This is a genomic window from Rhodococcus sp. MS16 (assembly GCF_013277795.1).
Lineage (GTDB): Bacteria > Actinomycetota > Actinomycetes > Mycobacteriales > Mycobacteriaceae > Rhodococcus_F > Rhodococcus_F globerula.
Genome location: NZ_VBTM01000001.1, coordinates 574,482 through 597,391, shown reverse-complemented (window position 1 = coordinate 597,391; position 22,910 = coordinate 574,482). Strand labels below are relative to the sequence as shown.

The following is a 22,910-nucleotide window of genomic DNA, read 5'->3' as shown; positions in this document are numbered from 1 at the left end:
GCGATCCGACACCACTGGATACGTCGTGATCGCTCACGGATCAGTTCGCCAACGCTGCTTCGATCTCGTCCCGATCACGCCTGGCGGCCTCGCGGAGCGCCGAGATAGACGGTCCGTACTTGAGAACACCGCGCGACGAGTTCGGCAGGAGCAACTCCGTCGAACCGGCAAAGATCTCGGCCAGATCGGCGGCCGTCGCACCTTGAGCGCCGAGTCCCGGAGCCAGGATCGGACCGTTGAAGTCGGTCAGGTCCAAGCCGTGATCGCGAGTAGCGCCTACAACCAGTCCGACAGTGTCACGGCCGTCTGCGTTGGCGGCAACGGCGTCGTCGACGATCGACTGCGCCACCGACACACCACCGGCGGAGGATTGCTGCAATCCGCCGCCCTCGGGGTTGGACGTGCGCGCGAGCACGAAGATTCCGCGCGCGTTCTCGCGAGCAAGGTCCAAGGCCGGAGCCAAGGCGCCGAACCCGAGGTACGGCGACACCGTCACCGAATCCGAGGTCAGCGGCGATTCACCGAGCCACGCCTGTGCATACGCATCCATGGTGGAACCGATGTCGCCGCGCTTGGCGTCAGCCACGACGAGCGTCCCGGCGTCGCGAAGAGCCGCGATCGTGCGTTCGAGCACGGCGAATCCTGCGCTGCCGTACGCCTCGAAAAAAGCAACCTGCGGCTTCACGAGTGCAACTTCACCGGTGAACGCTTCGACGCAGATGTCCGCGAACTTCGCCAAGCCGTCAGCGGAGCGGGGCAAGCCCCACGCGTCGAGAAGAGCTGGATGCGGGTCGATGCCCACACACAGCCGCCCCCGGTCCGCAGTCGCGGACCGAAGGCGCTGACCCCAACTGAGGGTCACGACTGTGCGGACGGTTGACGCAGTCCGGCGTGCAGTTCCTGCAAGGAGTGAACGCCGATGTCGCCGCGCAGAACAGCTTCGATGCCCTGAACGGCAGCCGAAGCGCCCTGCACTGTCGTGATGCACGGAATGTTCGACGCCACAGCGGCACTGCGGATCTCGTAGCCGTCGACGCGTGGGCCGGAGTTGCCGTACGGGGTGTTGATGATCATGGCGACCTCACCGCTGCGGATCTGGTCGACGATGGTCACAGCACCCTCAGGCACCTCTTCACCGGACTGCTTGTACACGTTGGTGCACTCGATACCGTTGCGGCGCAAGACCTCTGCGGTTCCGTCTGTCGCGAGGATCGTGAAGCCCAGGTCCGCAAGACGCTTGACCGGGAAGATCAGCGAACGCTTGTCCTTGTTGGCAACCGAGACGAACACGGCGCCTTCGGTGGGCAGCGATCCGTAGGCAGCGGTCTGCGACTTGGCGAAGGCAGTGCCGAAGTCGAAGTCGATGCCCATGACCTCGCCGGTGGACTTCATTTCCGGGCTCAGCAGGGTGTCGACTCCGGTTCCGTCGGCGCGGCGGAACCGGTTGAACGGCAGTACTGCTTCCTTGACCGCGATCGGTGCGCCGGCCGGGGTGTTTCCGCCGTCGCCCTCTGCAGGCAGGATTCCGCTGACCCGCAGTTCGGCGATCGATTCGCCGAGCATGACGCGAGCACAGGCCTTGGCCAACTGCACAGCCGTCGCCTTGGAGACGAACGGGACGGTGCGGCTGGCGCGCGGGTTCGCCTCGAGGACGTAGAGGATGTCGTCCTTGAGTGCGTACTGCACGTTGAGTAGGCCCTTGACGCCGATTCCCTTGGCCAGAGCCTCGGTGGAGCGGCGAACGTTCTCGAGGTCTGCACGGCCCAGCGTGATGGGCGGCAGCGCACATGCCGAGTCACCGGAGTGGATGCCGGCTTCCTCGATGTGCTCCATGACGCCCGCGAGGTACACCTCGGTGCCGTCGCAGAGAGCGTCGACGTCGATCTCGACCGCATCTTCGAGGAAGCGGTCGACCAGCACGGGGCGGTCGTCGGAGATTTCCGTGGCCCGGGAGATGTAGTTGGCGAGTGAAGCCTCGTCGTACACGATCTCCATGCCGCGTCCACCGAGCACGTACGACGGACGCACCAGGACCGGGTAGCCGATGCCTGCCGCGATGTCGCGGGCGCCGTCGAACGTGGTGGCTGTACCGAACTTCGGTGCGGGCAAACCGGCTTCGGTCAGCACTCGACCGAACTCACCGCGATCCTCGGCGAGGTCGATGGCTGCGGGGCTGGTTCCGACGATCGGAACGCCCGCAGCTTCGAGGCGCTTGGCCAACCCGAGCGGGGTCTGGCCACCGAGCTGGACGATGACGCCGGCAACGGTGCCCGACTGTGCTTCAGCGCGGTAGACCTCGAACACGTCCTCGAACGTGAGCGGCTCGAAGTACAGGCGATCAGCGGTGTCGTAGTCCGTCGAGACGGTCTCGGGGTTGCAGTTGACCATGACGGTCTCGTAGCCGGCCTCGGACAGAGTCTGCGCAGCGTGGACACACGAGTAGTCGAACTCGATGCCCTGACCGATGCGGTTGGGGCCTGATCCGAGGATCAGGACCTTGGGACGCTCGGTCTGCGGGGCGACCTCGGACTCGGCGTTGGGGTCGAGTTCGTACGTCGAGTAGTGGTACGGCGTCTTGGCTTCGAACTCTGCGGCGCACGTGTCGACGGTCTTGTAGACCGGGCGGACACCGAGCTCGTCACGCAGAGCGCGAACACCGTCCTCGCCGCCGAGTTCGGGGCGCAGGGCCGCGATCTGACGATCCGAAAGACCGTGGTACTTGGCCTGACGCAACGCAATTTCATCGAAAGTTTCTGCAACGCGCAGCTTTTCGCCGAGTTCGTGGATCTGCTGGAACTGATCGAGGAACCACGGGTCGATCTTCGTGGCGTCGAAGAGCTGCTCGATGGTGGCGCCGAGGGCAAATGCCTTCTCGATGCCGTACATCCGGCCGTCCTGCGGAACGCTGATATCGGCAAGCAGAGCTTCGAGGCTCTCGGTTTCAACCTCGGGGCCCGTCCAGTAACCCGCACGCTTGGTCTCGAGCGAGCGCATGACCTTGCCGAATGCCTCGGTGAAGTTGCGGCCGATGCTCATTGCCTCACCCACCGACTTCATCGTGGTGGTCAGAGTTCCGTCGGCGCCGGGGAACTTCTCGAACGCAAAGCGAGGAGCCTTGACGACGACGTAGTCGAGCGTCGGCTCGAAGCAGGCCGGCGTTTCCTTGGTGATGTCGTTGACGATCTCGTCGAGCGTGTATCCGATGGCCAGCTTGGCGGCCATCTTCGCGATCGGGTACCCGGTCGCTTTCGATGCCAGTGCCGACGAGCGGGAGACGCGCGGGTTCATCTCGATGACAACCAGGCGGCCGTCGGCCGGGTCCATCGCGAACTGGATGTTGCAGCCGCCGGTGTCGACGCCCACCTCACGCAGGATGTCGATGGAGAGGTCGCGCATTGCCTGGTACTCGCGGTCGGTCAGCGTCATCGCCGGGGCGACCGTGACGCTGTCGCCGGTGTGGACACCAACCGGGTCGACGTTCTCGATGGAGCAGACGATCACGACGTTGTCGCGACTGTCACGCATGAGTTCGAGTTCGTATTCCTTCCAACCGAGGATGGATTCCTCGATCAGGACGTTGGCGGTCGGCGATGCAGCCAGACCGCCGCCGGCGATCCGGTTGAGATCGTCGACGTTGTACGCCATACCGGAACCGAGGCCGCCCATGGTGAAGGAAGGGCGTACGACAACCGGGTAGCCGAGTTCGGCAACCGTGGCGTGTACTTCGTCCATCGTGTAGCAAACAGCCGACTTCGCGGATTCGCCGCCGACCTTGGCAACGATGTCCTTGAACTTCTGGCGATCCTCGCCGCGCTGGATGGCGTCGAAATCGGCACCGATCAGCTCGACGTCGTACTTCTCGAGGATGCCCTGCTCGTGCAGCGCCACAGCGGCGTTGAGAGCGGTCTGACCGCCGAGCGTCGCAAGGACGGCGTCGATCTTGTTGCCCTGCAACGCTTCCTTGGCGATGACCTTCTCGAGGAACTCGGCCGTGATCGGCTCGACGTAGGTAGCGTCAGCGAACTCGGGGTCCGTCATGATGGTGGCCGGGTTGGAGTTGACCAGGCTGACGCGCAGGCCCTCCTCCTGGAGGACGCGGCAAGCCTGGGTGCCCGAGTAGTCGAACTCGCAGGCCTGACCGATGACGATCGGACCGGAGCCGATTACCAGGATGTGCTTGAGATCTGTACGGCGTGGCATTAGTTCTTGACTCCGGTTTCTTTCCGTGCGGAGAGCAGGCTGGTGAAGCGGTCGAAGAGATACGCGGCGTCGTGCGGGCCGGCTGCGGCTTCCGGGTGGTACTGCACCGAGAAGGCCGAATCGTCGAGCAGGCGAACACCTTCGACGGCTCCGTCATTGGCGCAGGTGTGGCTTACCACGGCGCGACCGAACGGGGTGTCGAATTCCTGGCCGGCTTCACCTTCGAGTGCGAAGCCGTGGTTCTGAGCGGTGATCGCGATGCGACCCGTCTGATGCTCGATCACCGGGATGTTGATGCCGCGGTGGCCGAACTTCATCTTGTACGTGCTCAGGCCGAGGGCGCGGCCCAGGATCTGGTTGCCGAAGCAGATACCGAACAGCGGCAAGCCCTGTCCGATGACCTCTTTCGTCAGGTGCACTGCGCCGTCGGCGGTGGCCGGGTCGCCCGGGCCGTTGGAGAGGAACACACCGTCGGCCTTGAGGTCGAGGATCTGCTCGAGGCTCGCGTTGGACGGTAGTACGTGCACGCGAATGCCGCGCTCGGCGAACATGCGCGGGGTGTTCGTCTTGATACCGAGGTCGATGGCGGCAACCGTGTACAGCGCCTCGCCGCCCTTCGGCTCGACGATGTAGCCGCTGGTGGTGCTGACCTCACCGGCAAGATCGGCGCCGAGCATGGTGGGCTGATCCTGGACCCGTCGGACCAACTCGTCGTCGGCGGCGATGGCCTCACCGGAGAAGATTCCGGCCTTCATCGAACCGCGAGTACGCAGGTGGCGAACCAGGGCGCGCGTGTCGATACCGGCGATGCCGACAATCGACTGCTCTTCGAGCTTGGCCTGCAGCGAACCCGTCGCGCGCCAGCTCGAGGTCACCCGAGAGGGGTCACGAACGACGTATCCGGCAACCCAGATCTTCGCGCCGGCGCTGTCCCCGGTCGGTCCGACGGACTCGTCGTCCTCGTCGTTCCAGCCGGTGTTGCCGATCTGCGGCGCAGTGGAGACCACGATCTGGCGGTGGTAGCTGGGATCGGTGAGCGTTTCCTGGTAGCCGGTCATGCCGGTGCTGAACACCGCTTCGCCCAGCGTCTGTCCAACCGCGCCGAAGGTGGTTCCGCGGAACACCCGTCCGTCTTCGAGGACCAGTACTGCGGGGCTGCTGTCAAAGCCGCTCATGCGTTCTTTCCGTTCTGCTCGATGTCGCCAGAGCTTGCGTCTTCATTGTTGTTCGTCTTGTTCGAAGCAGTAACCGGCTTGACCCAGTCCGGGTACACCATTTTGTCGTCGCCGCGCACGCCCGTGTCGATCTCGGTTCCGCTCGGCAACTCCCAGCGGATGACCAGGACCCCGTCCTTGCTCATGACCTTGCCTGCGAGACCGCTCTCGGTGCGGATCGCGCGGATCGACTTCTCGGGGATCCAGATAGCGGACGCCCCGTCACGCTCGACCAGGATGCCGTTGGAGTAGCGACTGATCTCGCAGGTCGCCCGGAATCCGAGATCTCCGACCGCAATGCGGTCCTGCCAGCTGGGCGCGATGGTGCTACCGACGTACAAGCCGGTGGTCGGCATGACCAGCAATTCACCCAACGTCGCCGGCACCGTGGGCAGCTCGCCGATCTTGTCTTTCTGTCGTCGGGCGCGGCCACGCCAGCCGATGAACATCAAACCGATCATCGCGGCCCAGAAGACCACCAGACCGACAATCCACAGAACTCTTTCCATCTCCATGACGCCTACTCCTTGCTGCTCAGCAGCCGCGGCGATCCGTCGTGTGCAGTAACGCGGCCACGTAACAGTGTGGTCGTGACCCGAGCAGGCAATGTCATCGACTCATACGGAGTGTTACTCGCGACACTCGCCAGTGCCTTGCCGTGCACGGTCCATTCTGCGGAGGGATCGATCAACGTCAGGTTGGCCGGCTCCCCCACCTCGATGGGGCGGCCCTGATCGTCGAGGCCGACAATCGCTGCGGGACGCTCACTCATGACGCGAGCAACGCCGCGCCAGTCGAGCAGTCCGGGCTCCACCATCGTTTGCACGATGATCGAGAGCGCCGTCTCGAGGCCGAGCATGCCGGGGCGCGCAGCGGCGAACTCGCAGCACTTGTCCTGCTCGGCGTGCGGAGCGTGATCGGTGGCCACGCAGTCGATGATGCCCTCGGCCAGGCCCTTGCGCAGGGCAGCAACATCGCTGGCCTCACGAAGTGGCGGGTTGACCTTGTTGATGGCGTCGTACGTCTCGAGACGCGAATCGTCGAGCAGCAGGTGGTGTGGGGTGACCTCGGCAGTGATCGAAATACCCTGTCCGCGAGCCCACTTGACGAGTTCGACGGTTCCCGCTGTCGACGCGTGGCAGATGTGGACCCGGGCGCCGGCATCACGGGCAAGGAGTGCGTCGCGGGCAACGATGGACTCTTCCGCGGCGCGTGGCCAGCCGGCCAATCCGAGGCGAGCGGCCGTCGGGCCCTCGTGTGCAACTGCACCGACCGTCAGACGCGGCTCTTCGGCGTGCTGCGCGATGAGAACGCCCAGCGAGCTGGAGTATTCGAGCGCGCGGCGCATGATCAGCGGGTTGTCGACGCAATGACCGTCGTCGGAGAACATCTTGACCTTGCCGACACCGGCGGCCATGGTTGCCATCTCGGCGAGCTGCTTGCCTTCGAGGCCGACAGTGACAGCTCCGACGGGATGGACGTCGACGAGGCCGACTTCCTGGCCACGTCGCCACACGTGATCGGTGATGACCACGGAATCGGCGACAGGGCTGGTGTTCGCCATCGCGAAGACTGCGGTGTATCCACCCAGAGCGGCTGCCGCAGAACCTGTTTCGATGGTTTCCGTGTCTTCACGACCGGGTTCACGCAGATGCGTGTGCAGGTCGACAAATCCGGGAAGCAGGATCTGACCACTGCCGTCGATCACCTCGGATGCGGTGGCCGGATCCAGGTTCACGCCGATCTCGAGAATGACTCCGTCGCCGACACGGACGTCGACGGCTTCCCCTTCTCCGTAGATCAGTACGCCGCGGAGCAGGACACTCACCGGTGATTCTCCGTTCTGATTGCTTGTCACATCGCACCGTCCTCTGAACCGACCAGAAGCCGGAACAAGACAGCCATGCGCATGTGCACACCATTGGTAACCTGCTGCAGCACAGCAGCTTTGGGGGAATCTGCGACAGCCGAGGCAATTTCCATGCCGCGCAGCATCGGGCCGGGGTGCAGGACCACCGCGTGATCGGCCAGCATTCCGAGACGCTTCTCGGACAGGCCGTAATTGATCGAGTACTCGCGCTGCGACGGGAAGAATCCGCCGTTCATGCGTTCGGCCTGGACCCGCAGCATCAGGACTGCATCGAGTCCGGGCAGTTCCGCGTCGAGTGAATGCGAGACGGTGACCGGCCACGTGTGTGCGCCGATCGGCAGCAGCGTCGGCGGGGCAACGAGGACAACCTCGGCGCCGAGCATCGACAGAAGCAACGCGTTCGAACGCGCGACACGACTGTGCAGGATGTCGCCGACAATGGCGATCCGCTTGCCCTCGATGTCGCCAAGACGCTGACGCAAGGTCAGAGCGTCGAGCAACGCCTGCGTGGGATGTTCGTGAGTGCCGTCGCCGGCGTTGATGACCGCGGGGCCACCGTCCGATGCGGTGCCGGTCCACTGGGCGATCTGATGAGCTGCGCCCGACGCGGGGTGACGAACGATCAGAGCGTCGGCGCCGGCAGCACGCAGTGTCATCGCGGTATCGCGCAGCGATTCACCCTTCGACACCGACGAGCTGGATGCACTGACGTTGATGACGTCGGCGCTCATCCACTTACCGGCCACCTCGAAGGACACCCGGGTGCGGGTGGAGTTCTCGAAGAACACCGTCATCACTGTGCGGCCACGAAGTGTCGGGAGCTTGTGAACTTCACGGCCCAGGAGTGCCTGCTCGAAGCGTTCGGCCTCGTCGAGAAGTTCGATCGCGGACTCTCGGTTGAGGTCTGCGATGGAGAGAAGGTGCTTCACGCGCTCTTACCTCCGGAAATGACCACAGCGTCCCGGCCGTCGTGTTCCTGAAGGAGTACCTTGACGTCCTCGGACCTCGCGGTGGGAACGTTCTTGCCGACGTAATCGGCGCGCAGCGGGAGTTCGCGGTGGCCGCGGTCGACCAGTACGGCAAGCTGCACCGCACGCGGGCGTCCCAGGTCACGAAGAGCGTCCAAGGCGGAGCGGACGGTACGGCCGGAGAACAGGACGTCGTCGACGAGTACGACCAACGCGTTGTCGACGCCACCTTCGGGAACGGAGGTCCGTTCGAGGGGGCGGTGCGGCTTGGTGCGGAGATCGTCACGGTAGAGCGTGATGTCGAGAGATCCGATGGGTGTACGCACACCGGAGAATTCTTCGATCTTGTCGCGAAGACGTGTCGCGATGGTGGTGCCCCTGGTGGGAATACCGATGAGGACGACGCGGGGCGCAGTACCTTCTGGTCCGTCGAGTGCCGTTTTCTCGATGATCTCGTGCGCGATTCGCGCGACGGTCCGGCCCACATCCTGGGCGGACAGCAATTCGCGGGTCTCGGCGTCACTGGCCTGCGTTGTATCTGGACCTGCAAGATCGGATGGGCGAGACCCTTCGGGCACGCTCATACAGCGACCTCCTTCTCCGCCTCACTGGACGGATCGTTAAAGGATGTCTGACGGTTCCCCACCCTATCAGCCGACAGACCTGAAACCCGCCGCGCGAGCCGTCGTCATGACGGGTTGTGTGCAGACACACAACCTAAGCTCGCACGGCGGGCGGTAGTACTGAAATACGCGGAACGGTAGAGCTACTCGGTACCCGAATCGGTGTCCTGCGCGCGCTGCGAAGTCGCCGCAGCGGCCGAACGAACCTGCGGAGCTACGAGGACAACCTGGCCGAGGATTCCGTTGACGAATCCGGGCGAGTCGTCCGTCGACAACTGCTTTGCCAATTCGACGGCCTCGTCCACGGCAACAACCGGCGGGACGTCCGTCGCGTGGAAGAGCTCCCACACGGCAATACGCAGAATCGCGCGGTCGACTGCGGGCAGACGCTCGAGCGTCCAGTCCTGCAGGTGCGACGAGATGACCTGATCGATCCGGTCGAGGTTCTCCGCAACTCCGGACACCAAGGTGACCGTGTACGGGGCAACGGGAGCTACTGCGTCGTCCTTGACGGACAGATCGGAACGCTCCGACGCCAGTTCTACCGGGTCGAGGTCACGTGCCTCGGCTTCGAAAAGGAAGTCGACAGCACGCTTGCGCGCCTTGTGGCGCGCACCGAGTTTCTTATGAGTGCCGGACACTTTAGGAATTCACACGCCCGAGGTAGTTACCGTCACGCGAATCGACCTTGAGCTTGTCACCGGTGTTGATGAACAGCGGCACGTTGATCTCGGCACCGGTCTCGAGGGTGGCAGGCTTGGTGCCACCGGTGGAGCGGTCGCCCTGCAGGCCCGGATCGGTGTGCTGAACGACAAGCTCGACCGTGACCGGGAGCTCGACGAAAAGCGGGACGTCCTCGTGAGTCGCAACCTGAACGGCCATGTTCTCGAGAAGGAAACGCGACTGCTCGCCGACGACAGTTTCGCTGATCGGAATCTGGTCGTAGGTGTCGCCGTCCATGAAGATGTAGTCGCTACCGTCGTGGTACAGGTAGGTCATGTCGCGGCGGTCGACCGTGGCGGTCTCGACCTTCACACCGGCGTTGAACGTCTTGTCCACTACCTTGCCCGAGAGCACGTTCTTGAGCTTGGTACGCACGAAGGCAGGGCCCTTGCCGGGCTTGACATGCTGGAACTCGATAATCGTCCACAGCTGGCCTTCGATCTGCAGAACCAGACCGTTCTTGAAATCACTGGTGGAAGCCACTTGCTTCGCGTCTCCTAGGGGGTCGGGAAACCGTCTCAGATGACGGTAAGGTCTTTTGCGGTCAGTGTGAGCAGCTCTGGCCCCTGCTCACGAACAACGAGCGTGTCCTCGATCCGTACGCCTCCGCGCCCGGAGAAGTACACGCCCGGCTCGACGGTCACCGCCGCGCCGGAAAGAAGTGTACCGGTGCCGAGCTTCCCGATTCCGGGAGCTTCGTGGATTTCCAGCCCCACACCGTGTCCGAGGCCGTGCAGGAACAACTCGCCGTACCCTGCGTCGTCGATCACCGAGCGTGCCGCAGCGTCGACGGCGGCACATTCTGCACCGGGAACCAGGGCCGCGCAGCCGGCCGCTTGGGACTTGGCAACCAGTTCGTAGACGTCCCGTTGCCAATCGGAAACAGTCTCCAGCACGTAGGTGCGAGTCATATCGGAGTGATACCCGCCGACCTGGGCGCCGAAGTCCAATTTCACGAAGTCGCCAGACGCCAATACCGCACCGGTGGGTCGGTGATGCGGAATCGCGGAGTTCGATCCGGCTGCCACGATCGTCTCGAAGGAGATTCCGTCGGCGCCGCTCTCGAACATGAGGTTTTCCAGTTCGCGGCCCACCTCGCGTTCGGTGCGACCCGGCCGCAGTCCCCCGCGAGTGATCAACTGCGCCAACGCATCATCGGCCGCCGCACACGCGGCACGCAACAATCCGATCTCGTGCTCGTCCTTGACCATCCGTAGTTTCTCGACAAGCCCGCTCACCGGTTCGAACCGGACGGACGGCGCCGACTCCGTCCAGGATCGGTGCTCGGCAAACGTCGCGACGTGCGCCTCGAAAGCCAGGACGTCGCCCGAGAAGGTTCCGATCAGATGCGCTGCGCTCGAACGATCGATTTCGGCCCGTAGATCCGGCACCTGCTCGGCAACTTGCGTGACGTAACGACCGTCCGTGCAGATTACTGTCGCATCCTCGTCGCCATCAGCATCTCGAGCGCTCACCACCAGCGCGGCGTTCGATCCGGTGAACCCCGTGAGGTAGCGGATGTTCAGAAGGTCTGTGACGAGAATCGCGTCGAGTTCGCGCTCAACCAGAAGCGTACGGAGGGCATCGCGGCGGGACCGATGATCAACTGACATGACTCGAACCTACCCGCTCGTCGCGGTCTCCCTCTCAATCCGAAACGCGCGGTTACAGCAATAATTGTGGGTTAGGCCACAAGTGGAATCTGTTCTAGTTAGGCTGTAGGTATGAACGCGTGGTTAGTACGTGGCCTCGGCATGGCCCTGATACATGTTGTGTTTCGCGCATTGCTCGGTATGGCGATCGCTCAGTGGCCACTCCAGGGCTCCACCCTGCGATGGCTCTCCCTGTTCATCGTCATCGCACTTGCTGCGATCTGGGGCGGAATCGACGGGATCCGTGATCGTCGCCAGTTCCCCGAGCCGGACGACGGTGCAGACCTCCTGATGCTGTGGCTCAAAGCCGCCGTTGTCGGTGGCTTCGTCGCCGGCGCAGCCAGCTGGCTCCTGAGCCTCGTCCCGGCCCTCGAACTGACCCAACAGGGTCTGTTCTTCGAAATCACCGCCGGTGCGGCCTTCACGATTCTGCTCATCTTCGTTCCCGCGATGGTCGCCGTTACCGTCGGCCGGTTCTTCACGAGCCGTGAGCAGCGCAAGCACGGCACGGCCCCGCAAACTCCGTCGCATGAGCGCCACCATGAACCTGTCCCCGTCAGCGAGGGCTACGACTCCCCCACAACCCAGCACGCGTACAGCGGCGCTGCCATGACGGTCGAGGAATCCGACGCCGACACAACCGTCTTTCCCGCCATCGACCTGGGCAAGCGCGAACAGTAGCGTCCACGACTGAGGGCTCCGAGGAAATCATCCTCGGAGCCCTCAGTCGTGTGTGGGTTTCTTGTGTCTACGTACTTCAACCGCGCTCGGCGAGGAACCTGATCGCCAGTGGGTATCCGGCAACACCCAATCCGACGATCACGCCGGCCGCGATAGGACTGAGGAGAGAATTGTGCCGAAACTCCTCGCGCGCATGAACATTCGAGATGTGAACCTCGACCAGACCGGCGGTGAGCTCGACGCACGCATCACGCAATACGACAGAGGTATGAGTCAATCCGCCGGCGTTGAGAATTACCGGTTCGCCGGCATCCGCCGCGTCGTGAATCCAGCCGAGCAGGTCGCCTTCGTGATCGCTCTGACGAACAACCACCTCGACGCCCAATTCCTTACCGGTCGCGACACACAGTTCGACCAGATCGTCGTGCGTGGTCGCGCCGTACACCTCCGGCTGACGCTTACCGAGGCGGCCGAGATTCGGTCCGTTGACGACGTTGATTTTCACAGGCGAACCGTTCCGCCGGATGCCCTGGGCGGGCGGGCAATAGCCGAGTACGCCGCAACCAGCAGCGACGGATCCGGGCCTTCGAGCCTGCCGGGCTTGGCCAAGCCGTCGAGAACAACGAACCGCAGCAGTCCGGCACGGTTCTTCTTGTCGGTCTGCATTCCGGCGAGCAACTGAGAAAAAGCATCGTCGTCGTACGACGTCGGGAGCCCCACCAATTCGAGGATCGACTTGTGGCGATCGGCTGTCGCGTCGTCGAGGCGCCCGGCCAAGCGACCCAGTTCAGCGGCGAACACCAGGCCTACCGACACTGCGGCGCCGTGACGCCACTTGTACTGCTCACGACGCTCGATCGCGTGCGCCAGAGTGTGTCCGTAATTGAGGATTTCGCGCAGATCCGACTCGCGAAGATCGGCTGCGACAACCTTGGCCTTGACCTCGACGGAACGTCGAATCAGTTCGGGCAGAACAGTTCCCGACGGATCCAGTGCAGCCTTCGGGTCTGCCTCGATCAGGTCCAGGATGACAGGGTCGGAAATGAAGCCCGTCTTGATGACCTCTGCCAAACCGGCGACGATCTCGTTATGCGGCACCGTCTCGAGAGTCGCGAGATCGATGAACACCGCGCCCGGTTCGTGGAACGCACCGACGAGGTTCTTGCCGGCTTCGGTGTTGATGCCCGTCTTGCCGCCCACTGCCGCGTCGACCATCGCAAGCAATGTGGTCGGAACGTGCACAACCTTGACGCCGCGCATCCATGTTGCTGCCACAAAACCGGTGAGGTCTGTCGCGGCGCCGCCGCCGAGGCTCATGATCGCGTCGCTGCGGGTCAGGCCGATACGTCCCAACACGTCCCAGCAGAAGCCGGCCACAGCCAGATCCTTGCCGTCCTCGGCGTCCGGGATCTCGATGCGATGCGCGTCGATTCCCTTCTCCGCCAATGCGCCGCGCACGGCCTCAGCGGTTTCCGCGAGCGGTGGCTGATGGAAAATCGCGACGGTCCGCGTGCCCTCCAACTCGGCGACGATGTCGCCGAGCAGACCGCGCCCGATCACAACCGGGTAAGGACTTGCGGTCTTCACCTCTACAACTACGGGTTCGGTCACTGCTCCACTGCTCCGCTCCGGTTGATCATTTGTCTTCAAGTTTGGATACCAACTGCGCGACGACGCGCGACGGACTCCGACCGTCGGTGCGTATCCGGATGGTGGCAGCGCGCCGGTACAACGGACGCCGACGCCGCATCAATTCCTGATATTTCACCTTGGGATCGCCGCCCGCCAGAAGCGGTCGGTGATTGTTGGCACCTGTCCGGCGCAGCCCTTCGGCAACACTGATCTCGAGATAGATCACGGTGTGACCGTCGAGCAATGCGCGCGTGCGCTCCGACAAGATCGCACCGCCACCGAGCGAGACAATGCCGTCCGTGCTGGCCAACGCTTCCCGAACCACATCTTCCTCGATCTCACGAAAGCGTGGCTCGCCGTCGTGCGTGAAGATGTCGGGAATCGTCCGTCCGGTCGTCTTTTCGATCTCGGCGTCAGTGTCAACCAGGTCGAGTTCCAACGCCTGCGCGATACGACGGCCGATGGTCGACTTACCGGCCCCGGGTGGCCCGATAAGTACAGCTTTCGGTTTCATCGTGGCAGGACCTTCCGCGTGGACGCTCTCAGCGAGGCGGTCGGGCTGCGATACCGTCGGCGTAGCGCCGGTAGTTCGCTGTGGTCTCGGCAATGGAATCACCGCCGAACTTTTCGAGTGCGGCTTGAGCGACAACAAGCGCAACCATGGATTCCGCAACAACACCGGCAGCCGGAACCGCGCAGACGTCACTGCGCTGATGGATGGCAACTGCCTCTTCACCGCTTTCCATGTCGACCGTCGCCAATGCGCGCGGCACCGTTGAGATCGGCTTCATCGCGGCGCGAACCCGCAGTGCCTCGCCGTTGGTCATGCCGCCTTCGATACCGCCTGCACGGTTGGTGGAACGGACAATGCCGTCCGGGCCGGGGCGGATTTCGTCGTGAGCTTCGCTGCCGCGGCGACGCGCGGTCTCGAAACCGTCGCCAACCTCGACACCCTTGATGGCCTGAATTCCCATGAGGGCAGCAGCAAGTCGCGCGTCGAGACGCTCGGCGCCGCTGACAAACGTTCCGATACCGACAGGCAGGCCGTGAATGACAACCTCGACGACGCCACCGAGGGTGTCGCCATCCTTCTTAGCCGCTTCGATTTCGGCGATCATCGACTCTTCGGCGGCCTTGTCGAAAGCGCGGACCGGGCTCGCGTCGATCGCGTCCAGATCCTTGCCCTCAGGAACCGGTCCGACATAGGGCTCGGATGCACCGATGGAGATGACGTGCGAGACAACCTCGACGCCGAACACCTGACGCAGGAAAGAGCGAGCCACGGTTCCGGCAGCAACACGGGCAGCGGTCTCACGAGCACTCGCACGCTCGAGAATGGGACGGGCGTCATTGAAGCCGTACTTGAGCATGCCGCTGTAATCGGCGTGGCCGGGACGCGGACGCGTCAACGGTGCATTACGGGCCTGATCGGCGAGCAGATCCGGATCGACCGGGTCGGCGGACATGATGGTTTCCCACTTCGGCCACTCGGTGTTGCCGATTTCGATGGCAACGGGGCCACCGAGCGTAAAGCCGTGGCGGACACCACCGATGATGGTGACCTTGTCAGCCTCGAACTTCATCCGCGCGCCACGGCCATAGCCGAGTCGACGACGGGCAAGTTCGGACGAGATGGCCTCAGAGGTCACTTCGACCCCCGCAACCATGCCCTCGAGCATCGCGACGAGGGCGGGACCATGGGATTCTCCAGCAGTTATCCAACGCAGCACGACGACTATCTTTCCACGTCGCGGACTGTGGTTGTGACAGTGGTCCTTCGACCTCTGCCCGATTGCTCGATGTCACACCGGAAGGGGCGTTGAGTGTGTGACGTCCTCCAAGTCTCCTCGAACGCAGTTGAAGGGTTGAAGGCACCTCCGACAGGTCGCCACGAAGATCGGGTGCCAGCCCCATCCACCACGACACCTCGAACGTAAACGTAAAGGCACGGTCCCGGAACGTCCCCGCGGGGACGCGGCTCTCACTTACTGCACCGAAGCAGTTTCCCCAACAGCTGGATCCGAGCCCAACTCGACGATGACCTCGTCGTCGAAGAACACGAGTTCTTGGACAAGCTCCTCGACCAACTAAGCACAGCCGACAATTAGGTCAGTAGTTGTCCTAGCTGCCTCGTAACGTGGTTTCCAGAAGCGACCAGGGCGCCCTCTACAGAAAAGAGCAAAAAATGGCCTCTGTGCAGAAAGAGATCGTTATCGATGCGGACCCTGCGGACGTGTGGGGCGTTATCAGCGACTTCGCTGACGGGCCCGTTCGGATGGCGCCGGGATTCGTGATCAACAGCAAACTCGAAGAGCCCGAAATCAGAATCGCCACTTTCTCGGACGGAACCGTCGCGCGTGAACGGCTCGTCGCTCTCGACGACCCATCGCGCCGACTCGCCTACTCCGTCATCGGTGGCACCATGGCGCCGACACACGACAACGCGTCGATGCAAGTCTTCCCCCACAGCGACGGGCGCAGCCGATTCGTGTGGATCCATGACGTACAACCGGATGACCTCGCCACTGCGATGGGCGCCGCAATGGAACACGGCCTGGGCATCTTCAAACAGACAATGGAGGCCATCCGATAAGCCTCGAGTTCTCTTGTCCCACATCGAAGCACCTCACATCCCGATATCAACAGAAAGCGACATGTCGGACACGATCCGCCGATAGGCTCGGCTCGACAACTGGACAAACTACGAGAGGCACTCCATGGGATCTCTGAACGAATGGCTACTCAACAGCGATGGCGCATTCTCGGGAATTGTCGGCGGCATCCTCCTGACGATCGCGATGCTCTCGGGCGGCTCGGGCATGTAATCCACCACCGCGCCCCTGGGAAATCCGAGGGCGCGGTGACCGGTATTGAATGATCCCGTCATCCAAGACCGGGTTCAGGGACCCGCACGACGGTTCGAGGCTGAAACAGGCCGAAAAAGCATGACCAGAGCCACAAAAGCCATCGCTCTGTGTCGCACTTCACTTTCGTATCTCACCCATCGGGAAGTCGCATTCGGCATTGTCCGATCGCTGATTATCTACGGCTCTCAGTGCAACTGCCCAGGCAGTGCCGCCTGTGAACTGCTGTGCCGTCTGCAAAAGGAGAACCTCGAAGTGAAGCCCAACAAGACCACGAAGCTGGTTGTGGCGATTGCCGCCACCGCCGCTCTGGTGTCCGCCTGTTCCGGTGCTCGTGGTGACGACCCGTCAGCGACGTCGAACGGTGCATCCGTTGCGACAGCGGACGCGGCGTCGAAGAGTTCCGATGCCAAGTTCGGAACCCTGGATTCGCCGTGCGGCGACGGAGATGCGAAGGGCGCGACGGATCAGGGTGTCAGCGACACCGAGATCAAGATCGGCTTCGGCGACGACCGCGGCTACGTGAAGTCGCCAGGCCTCAACAAGGAGATGAGTGACGCCGTCAGCGCGCTCATCTCGTGGTGCAACGATCAGGGCGGCATCAACGGCCGCAAGGTTGTCGGCACCGACTACGACGCGGCGATGACGCAGGCCAACTCGGTCATGCAGGAAGCCTGCGCCAGCCAGTTCATGTTGGTCGGTCACGGATTCGCGATGGACCAGACCGCAGAGCAGACCCGCGTGGCCTGCAACATGGTTGCCGTTCCCGGATTCACGGTGTCACCGGACGCAACCAATGGTCCGATGTCATTCCAGGGTGTGCCGATGCCCGTCGACTACTCCAATGCGGCAGCATGGTTCCAGATGGCCGAGATGCACCCGGACCTGCTGAACGACTTCGACGTCGTCAACAGCACGATGCCGGCAATCATCAACTCCACCACCAAGACACGCGCGATGGCCGCGGCTGCGGGCTTCAAGCTCAAGGACTGCGGCGTGACCCTGAACTACGAGGGCGAATCCAGCTACGTGCCGTTTGCCGAGAAGTTCAAGGAATGTGGCGTCAAGGGTATCTGGACCTCGCGTTCGGCCAGCCCGGCCGAGCTGAACTTCGTCAAGTCTCTCGATCAGGTCGGTATGGACCCGATCTTCTTCGGTGAGGCCACCTGGTACGGCGAGGCTGTTTCGGCCTGGAACAAGGACACCGGACTGCTCGACAACCTGAACGCGGACATGATTTTCCAGATGCTCGAGAATGCCGACAAGGTTCCGGCTGTGAAGCAGTACTCCGACCTGGTATCCGCAGGTGGCGGCAAGACGGCACTCCTCGGTATGCAGGCTGCATCGTCGTTCCTGCTCTGGGCCACCGCGGCGGATGAGTGCGGCAGCGACCTGACGCGCCAGTGCATGGTCAACGAACTGTCGTCGATCCACGACTGGGACGGCGGCGGATTGCACGCTGTTACCGATCCGGGCAAGAACATGCCGGCCACCTGCGGCCTCATGACAGCGCTGAAGGGCGCCGAATACTCACAGGTTTTCCCGGCGAAAGCCGGCGAGTTCAAGTGCGACCCCAAGTACCTCATCGCCAACGACAAGAGCATCTGGGGCACCGATCTGGATGCCGATCGCATCTCCACGAAGTACCTCAACGCGAACGTGATCAAGCCGCAGGCCTAATTCGCAGGACGCCGGTGGCGCTCATCGAGTGCCACCGGCGGTCATATGTGACGATCGGCAAACGATCCGGCGCAGCACTGGCTGATCGACCATGTCAGCGGCTTCCTACAGGTAGCGTCCCCACGACGATCCGTCGTATTTGCCCGGATCGAGACCTGGGACGAAAGGTACGGAGTATGTCCACCCTTCGCGATGCACGGTTGACCGGTGACGAGGTCATCAATACCTCGTTCGGCACAATCGAACTCGAGCACACATTCCCGACCGACGCGTCCGCCGAATTACTCTTCGACCAACTAGATGTACAGCGCGCCGCCCAGGCCTATCTGTGGGCGCTTCCGCTCGTCGGGTTCGTCACCTGGCGCGACCGCGCAGCAAAAACGTTTGGCGCCAACAACTTCGGCGACTTCGTCGTGTACGAGACTTTACGGGAGAAGCGAGGCATCGTCACCGCAAACCTCACCACGCCGTACATCATCAATTTCAGCACTCTCGCTGACGGACCGGTTCTCATCGACTACCCCGCCGGCCCAACCGCGGGCGGCGTCCTGGACTTCTGGCAGCGACCAGTGGTCGATCTCGGCCTGACCGGGCCTGACCAAGGCAAGGGTGGCGGCTACGTCATCCTCGGCCCGAACGACGATGCCGCACCGTTCGAGGACTCCGGTAGATATGTGGCACGTTCGGCGACAGTCAATATCTTTATTGCGTTCCGGGTGCTAACCCAGGACGCGGACGTGATGGCCTCGTCAAAACGAGGCCTCGCTCTCGCGCGGATCGGTTCCGCGCCCACACCCGTGAACTTCATCGAAGGGGTCGATACCGAATGGAGCGCAACACCATCGCGCGGCCTCGGCTATTGGGACGACCTCGCGACGGTATTGGGTGAAGAACCTGTCCGAGAAGTCGACAAAGCCCTGATGGCGATGCTCGAGCCCCTGGGTATCGTCAAAGGCGAATCGTTTGCACCTGATGAGCGCCAGCAGCGGCTTCTCCTCGAGGGCGCCGCGCTCGGCGAGTTGCTGGTCCGCACCATGCAGGTCAACCCGCGGCACACGACCCCCTACTGGGCAGGTACGAGCTGGTACAAACTCATCGACTTCGAGATCGAACAGGAGACCGACACAATTCTGCAACTCGATCAGCGCGCCACTCTGTTCTACGAGGCAGTCACGACCACCAAGGGCATGGTTCACCCAACTCCCGGTGTCGGGCAGGTCTACCTGACCTCGAAGCGGGACAGCGAGGGTCGCCTGGTGCGCGCCGACCGGACCTATCGCCTGCACGTGCCCGCCGACGTACCCGTCGCACAGTTCTGGTCTCTCACTCTCTACAGCGAGAACACACGTCGGCCGTATGAGAACGGCGGCAATGACATTCGCAGTGTCAGCCTGGACAGCCGGGACGAGATGTTGGACTTCAACGAAGATGGCAGCATCGACCTCTACATCGGTCCGTCGGCACCCGAAACAGCCGACAACAACTGGATGAAGACGGTTGCCGAGGACGGCTGGTTCGTCTACTTCCGCATGTACGCGGCCACCGAGCCCTTCTTCGACAAATCCTGGTCACTCCCAGACTTCGACGAAATCCGGTAACACTGTCGCCGCTCAGGAAGCGACCAGATCGTCGATCTGGTTGATCGCCGACGAGGCGCCTTCAACGACACCCATGTCAAGCACCTGCTGCAACGCCTCGGCGGACTCGTAGGTGCTGACGTAAGTCGCGCGCGTGCCACCGTCGTGCTCGGTGAAAGTGAAGACGTTCTTCGAAACCGGCAACTCGGGATTCTTGTTGAAATCCTCGTCGGCAAAGCCGTCGTCGAACGAGAAGCTCGTCGGTTCGTCGGTGGCCGTAATCTCCCAGTAGCCTGCAAATTTCTCACCATCCGGGCCGGTCATATAGTAGGTCGTGCGACCCCCGGGAGTGAGGTTGTGCTCCACCACGGTCGCCGGGTAAGTCGGTGGGCCCCAAACCTTCTCCAACTGGCGTGGGTCGGCGTAGACCTGCCAGATACGTTCCACCGGCGCGGCGAATTCCGCGACGATGGTCAATGTTCGGGTGTCTACGTCCTGCTGGACATCGGTAACAGGCATGGTTCAGCCCTCCTTGGGCGAGTCGAATGCGATGAGTTCGTCAATACGTCCGATGCGGCCGCGCCACGCTTGCTCCAGTTCGGTGAGCATGGCCGCCACCGACCGCAACGCCGTCACGTCGCCGCTGGCGAGATGCTCTCGACCGGTGCGTCGCTTGGTGATGAGGCCGGCTTTCTCCAGCACAGCGACATGCTTCTGCACGGCAGCGAAGCTCATGTCGTACTTCGCAGCGAGCGCAGAAACCGAGTGCTCCCCGGCCAGCACACGGCGCATAATGTCGCGCCGCGTCCGGTCCGAAAGCGCACGGAACAGTGCGTCCGCGCGATCCTCGTCGTCTCCGTTCACACCACAAACATACAACCAAATGGTTGTATATGTCGACCGTCGAGACGCACCCGTGGGCTCACACCGCGATTTCCGTCAGGGTGCGAGATACAACCGGGCCCGAGCAGCACACCCGGGTTTACCGTCACCGTTTCGATCGGCCCTCCTGCCGAAGTCTGGTACGCCATCAGGGAATGCTCGCCAGGGGAAGTGGGAGTCCAGAAAGATGCTCCATCGACAAAAGCCACAACGGCGTTCTTGGAGCGTTCGGAACCGTTCTGAGTAAAGACACCCGGCGCATCAACCGACTCCACGGTGGTCGGCGGCGGCTCTCCTCTTGCGACGGCACTGACGTCCGATTTCTCCCACACTGACTTAAGCGGTATCGGCGCCGACGTTGCACACCTCGCAGCAACGCTCAACCCTCCTGCAGGACAATCAATGCCACCAAAATTGCACCGCGCATGGGCACCCGGTAGGTCGCCGACCTCCACGCCGCACTCGAGGCGCAGCCCGTTGCTGTTCCAGGAACGACAGCTGCCGAGATCGTGGTCCCAAAACGTGCTGATTCGCTGAAAGCGATTCTTCAGCAACGCAAATCAATCAGCGAGGACGTGGAGAGGATGCCAGAAGACCACACTCTTTCCCGGTTGATCTCCACGCCGGGCATCGGGGTCTTCGGCCGGCGCACGAATCTTGCTCAAGTCGGCGATGATTCAGCATTCGCCTCCACCGCTCACCTCGCCGCCTACGCCGGGATCGCACCCGCGACCCACTGCTCGGGGACTTCGATCCACAGGGAACACCCCGCCCGATCAGGTAATCGCAAACTCAAACGCGCCCTGTTCCTTTCAGCGTTCGCCGCACTGCACGACACCGCCAGTCGCACCTACTACTGCCGAAAGCGAGCCGAAGGAAAAAAGCTTGGGCGCCGCCCTCATCTGCCTCGCCAGTCGCCGCTGCGATGTCCTCTACGCCATGCTCACGAACCCTATCGATCACCCGCCGTGACTTCCGCTTGACGAAAACAATGCTTGACGAAACAATAGGGACACCCCCGACGCCTCGATTGCCGGCCGACCGTCCTGCCGACAGTCCGAGTGCGCCACCGCCGATTTCGATCGCACCACAAAACGCCTGCTCTTCTCAGTCACAACGAGGGTTTGAGGTCGCGACCCCTCTGATCGCTTACTGACACCGGCGTGCCATTCTAACCACCACGCACTCTGCACAGTGCACGCATGCGCTTCTCCCCATCGAACAGTCAGCTCTGGCGTGGAGCATTCATATCGCGTCGGGATGTTTGCAGCGAAGCTTCGGATTTCGGTGGACGAGGCTTTAGTACGCCCACGGGCGATGGCGTTTTTCGCAGCAACGTCGTACCGCTGCGATCGTGTGAGACGTCATCGGCGGTGAGGTTTCGACGATGGCGTCACCCCGCCATCGCTCCCGGGCCATCATCGAGACGTGTCATATAGTGGCCGGAGAAGACCGGCCACAACTCGTGGCGGCCGACGCGCCGCTGCGCGCACAGCGAACCAGTTGCGCTAACTGCCGAGCGCTCCCGGTGCGGCGCGGAAACTTCCGCCTCGCGCCGCCGGTAATGCTCAGCGCGAGAAGCGGTACGGTTCCTGCATCTCCGCATTGTTGATGGCGCGACCTAGCCAGATCGCAACGCAGGCACCCACTGCGGTCCACCCGACGATAATTTCGGCAATCCACCACATGCTAGGACCTTGACACGCAACGCACCGACGTACTGGACTTTGATCCCGCGAGACGCGAATGAAAGTCTCCCGCAACGCAATTGTGACCTGCCCCTTCACACTCACGTCGGGCGGCTCTTGCCGTACATGTGACGCAGATAACCGCAAACGCAGTGAAAATGTACAGTGCAATGACTAGCCACGTTTGCAATCGGGCTGTCGGTTCTGCGCGCCTCACCGCGCTTAACCTCAGCCCTGTGATGTTTCGTCATTGGCGGATCGTCTCATGTACCGATCCTTCGGACGTCAACGCGTGAAGGCTTCGTCCCTAAGGCTCGCCCGGTGTCGCCGAAATAGCGATGTCGTTTAGCCTGCACGCGGCGATAAATACGCGTTCCGGCCCCTCATGGGAGGTCATAGGGCATTTGATGCGCATTGAACACCGAGCAATCCCCGAACCCATCAGCCGTTCTCTCGCATTCGCAATTAACTCATGACGAATCTAACGCAGCGGCCCGGAAGCATCCCGGAGCAATAACGGCCCTCGGCCGATATCCCTACATCGACAGACAGTCGGGCAGCCCGTGCTCTGCACAAACGCGGGCGCTGACGCACCCGGAAATCATCACCATTCTCAAATCAACTATTCCCAAACATCATTGGAAAATTTGAACCCG

General features: G+C 62.6%; 20 protein-coding genes and 1 pseudogene. 5 read left to right on the top strand and 16 right to left on the bottom strand.

From position 1 onward, the window contains the following. Positions 1-40: 40 nt before the first annotated feature. From pyrF to FEZ60_RS02790, 10 genes are all read right to left on the bottom strand, one after another. Positions 41-862 carry an orotidine-5'-phosphate decarboxylase gene (pyrF, locus tag FEZ60_RS02835; RefSeq protein ID WP_095886248.1) on the bottom strand — a complete coding sequence of 274 codons (822 nt, stop codon included), beginning with the start codon at positions 860-862 and terminating at the stop codon, positions 41-43. Beyond that, complete coding sequence (gene carB / locus FEZ60_RS02830) at positions 859-4,200, bottom strand: carbamoyl-phosphate synthase large subunit (protein ID WP_033232156.1); 3,342 nt, start codon at positions 4,198-4,200, stop codon at positions 859-861. Before carB ends, pyrF begins: the two co-directional genes overlap by 4 nt. After that, positions 4,200-5,375, bottom strand: coding sequence for a glutamine-hydrolyzing carbamoyl-phosphate synthase small subunit (gene carA, locus FEZ60_RS02825; RefSeq protein WP_033232157.1), 1,176 nt, complete (start codon positions 5,373-5,375; stop codon positions 4,200-4,202). Before carA ends, carB begins: the two co-directional genes overlap by 1 nt. Next, the gene (locus FEZ60_RS02820) at positions 5,372-5,923 is read right to left on the bottom strand and encodes a hypothetical protein (RefSeq protein WP_033232258.1); all 552 of its coding nucleotides are present in this window, start codon (positions 5,921-5,923) and stop codon (positions 5,372-5,374) included. Before FEZ60_RS02820 ends, carA begins: the two co-directional genes overlap by 4 nt. Before the next feature lie 11 nt (positions 5,924-5,934). After that, positions 5,935-7,272 carry a dihydroorotase gene (locus FEZ60_RS02815; RefSeq protein ID WP_033232158.1) on the bottom strand — a complete coding sequence of 446 codons (1,338 nt, stop codon included), beginning with the start codon at positions 7,270-7,272 and terminating at the stop codon, positions 5,935-5,937. After that, complete coding sequence (locus FEZ60_RS02810) at positions 7,269-8,213, bottom strand: aspartate carbamoyltransferase catalytic subunit (protein WP_033232159.1); 945 nt, start codon at positions 8,211-8,213, stop codon at positions 7,269-7,271. Before FEZ60_RS02810 ends, FEZ60_RS02815 begins: the two co-directional genes overlap by 4 nt. Continuing rightward, positions 8,210-8,836 carry a bifunctional pyr operon transcriptional regulator/uracil phosphoribosyltransferase PyrR gene (pyrR, locus tag FEZ60_RS02805; protein WP_033232160.1) on the bottom strand — a complete coding sequence of 209 codons (627 nt, stop codon included), beginning with the start codon at positions 8,834-8,836 and terminating at the stop codon, positions 8,210-8,212. The genes FEZ60_RS02810 and pyrR overlap by 4 nt, the downstream gene beginning before the upstream one ends. Positions 8,837-9,018: 182 nt before the next feature. Then, entirely contained in the window at positions 9,019-9,516 is a 498-nt protein-coding gene (nusB, locus tag FEZ60_RS02800) for a transcription antitermination factor NusB (protein ID WP_045067672.1), read from the bottom strand. Position 9,517: 1 nt separating this feature from the next. Then, complete coding sequence (efp, locus tag FEZ60_RS02795; RefSeq protein ID WP_033232162.1) at positions 9,518-10,081, bottom strand: elongation factor P; 564 nt, start codon at positions 10,079-10,081, stop codon at positions 9,518-9,520. A 35-nt stretch (positions 10,082-10,116) separates the two neighbouring features. Continuing rightward, the gene (locus tag FEZ60_RS02790; protein ID WP_172935475.1) at positions 10,117-11,211 is read right to left on the bottom strand and encodes a Xaa-Pro peptidase family protein; all 1,095 of its coding nucleotides are present in this window, start codon (positions 11,209-11,211) and stop codon (positions 10,117-10,119) included. Positions 11,212-11,322: 111 nt separating this feature from the next. Between FEZ60_RS02790 and FEZ60_RS02785 the strand changes: the two genes are divergently transcribed. Beyond that, entirely contained in the window at positions 11,323-11,931 is a 609-nt protein-coding gene (locus FEZ60_RS02785; protein WP_033232164.1) for a B-4DMT family transporter, read from the top strand. 76 nt (positions 11,932-12,007) lie between these two features. On the opposite strand, the gene aroQ is transcribed toward FEZ60_RS02785, so the two are convergent. Genes aroQ through aroC form a run of 4 tightly spaced genes read right to left on the bottom strand, consistent with a single transcriptional unit; the run spans position 12,008 to position 15,293 of the window. Next, complete coding sequence (gene aroQ / locus FEZ60_RS02780; protein ID WP_033232165.1) at positions 12,008-12,436, bottom strand: type II 3-dehydroquinate dehydratase; 429 nt, start codon at positions 12,434-12,436, stop codon at positions 12,008-12,010. Then, positions 12,433-13,542 carry a 3-dehydroquinate synthase gene (gene aroB / locus FEZ60_RS02775; RefSeq protein ID WP_033232166.1) on the bottom strand — a complete coding sequence of 370 codons (1,110 nt, stop codon included), beginning with the start codon at positions 13,540-13,542 and terminating at the stop codon, positions 12,433-12,435. The genes aroQ and aroB overlap by 4 nt, the downstream gene beginning before the upstream one ends. A gap of 25 nt (positions 13,543-13,567) precedes the next feature. After that, positions 13,568-14,077: a shikimate kinase gene (locus FEZ60_RS02770; RefSeq protein ID WP_033232167.1), complete on the bottom strand. Its 510-nt coding sequence runs from the start codon at positions 14,075-14,077 to the stop codon at positions 13,568-13,570. A 28-nt stretch (positions 14,078-14,105) separates the two neighbouring features. Continuing rightward, the gene (aroC, locus tag FEZ60_RS02765) at positions 14,106-15,293 is read right to left on the bottom strand and encodes a chorismate synthase (RefSeq protein ID WP_033232168.1); all 1,188 of its coding nucleotides are present in this window, start codon (positions 15,291-15,293) and stop codon (positions 14,106-14,108) included. Positions 15,294-15,748: 455 nt separating this feature from the next. Between aroC and FEZ60_RS02760 the strand changes: the two genes are divergently transcribed. The 3 genes from FEZ60_RS02760 to FEZ60_RS02750 all read left to right on the top strand — a co-directional run bounded on the left by FEZ60_RS02760 (position 15,749) and on the right by FEZ60_RS02750 (position 19,705). Then, positions 15,749-16,156, top strand: a complete 408-nt coding sequence (locus FEZ60_RS02760; RefSeq protein WP_033232169.1) for an SRPBCC family protein — start codon at positions 15,749-15,751, stop codon at positions 16,154-16,156. A gap of 526 nt (positions 16,157-16,682) precedes the next feature. Beyond that, entirely contained in the window at positions 16,683-18,107 is a 1,425-nt protein-coding gene (locus tag FEZ60_RS02755; RefSeq protein ID WP_045068037.1) for an ABC transporter substrate-binding protein, read from the top strand. Between the two features lie 176 nt (positions 18,108-18,283). Continuing rightward, the gene (locus FEZ60_RS02750; RefSeq protein WP_045067671.1) at positions 18,284-19,705 is read left to right on the top strand and encodes a DUF1254 domain-containing protein; all 1,422 of its coding nucleotides are present in this window, start codon (positions 18,284-18,286) and stop codon (positions 19,703-19,705) included. Positions 19,706-19,717: 12 nt separating this feature from the next. On the opposite strand, the gene FEZ60_RS02745 is transcribed toward FEZ60_RS02750, so the two are convergent. Beyond that, positions 19,718-20,203, bottom strand: coding sequence for an SRPBCC domain-containing protein (locus FEZ60_RS02745; RefSeq protein WP_172935474.1), 486 nt, complete (start codon positions 20,201-20,203; stop codon positions 19,718-19,720). 3 nt (positions 20,204-20,206) lie between these two features. Next, positions 20,207-20,548 carry a metalloregulator ArsR/SmtB family transcription factor gene (locus tag FEZ60_RS02740; RefSeq protein ID WP_033236247.1) on the bottom strand — a complete coding sequence of 114 codons (342 nt, stop codon included), beginning with the start codon at positions 20,546-20,548 and terminating at the stop codon, positions 20,207-20,209. 422 nt (positions 20,549-20,970) lie between these two features. Between FEZ60_RS02740 and FEZ60_RS02735 the strand changes: the two are divergent. Beyond that, a pseudogene (locus FEZ60_RS02735) lies at positions 20,971-21,549 on the top strand (transposase); the annotation flags it as partial. Between the last annotated feature and the right edge of the window lie 1,361 nt (positions 21,550-22,910).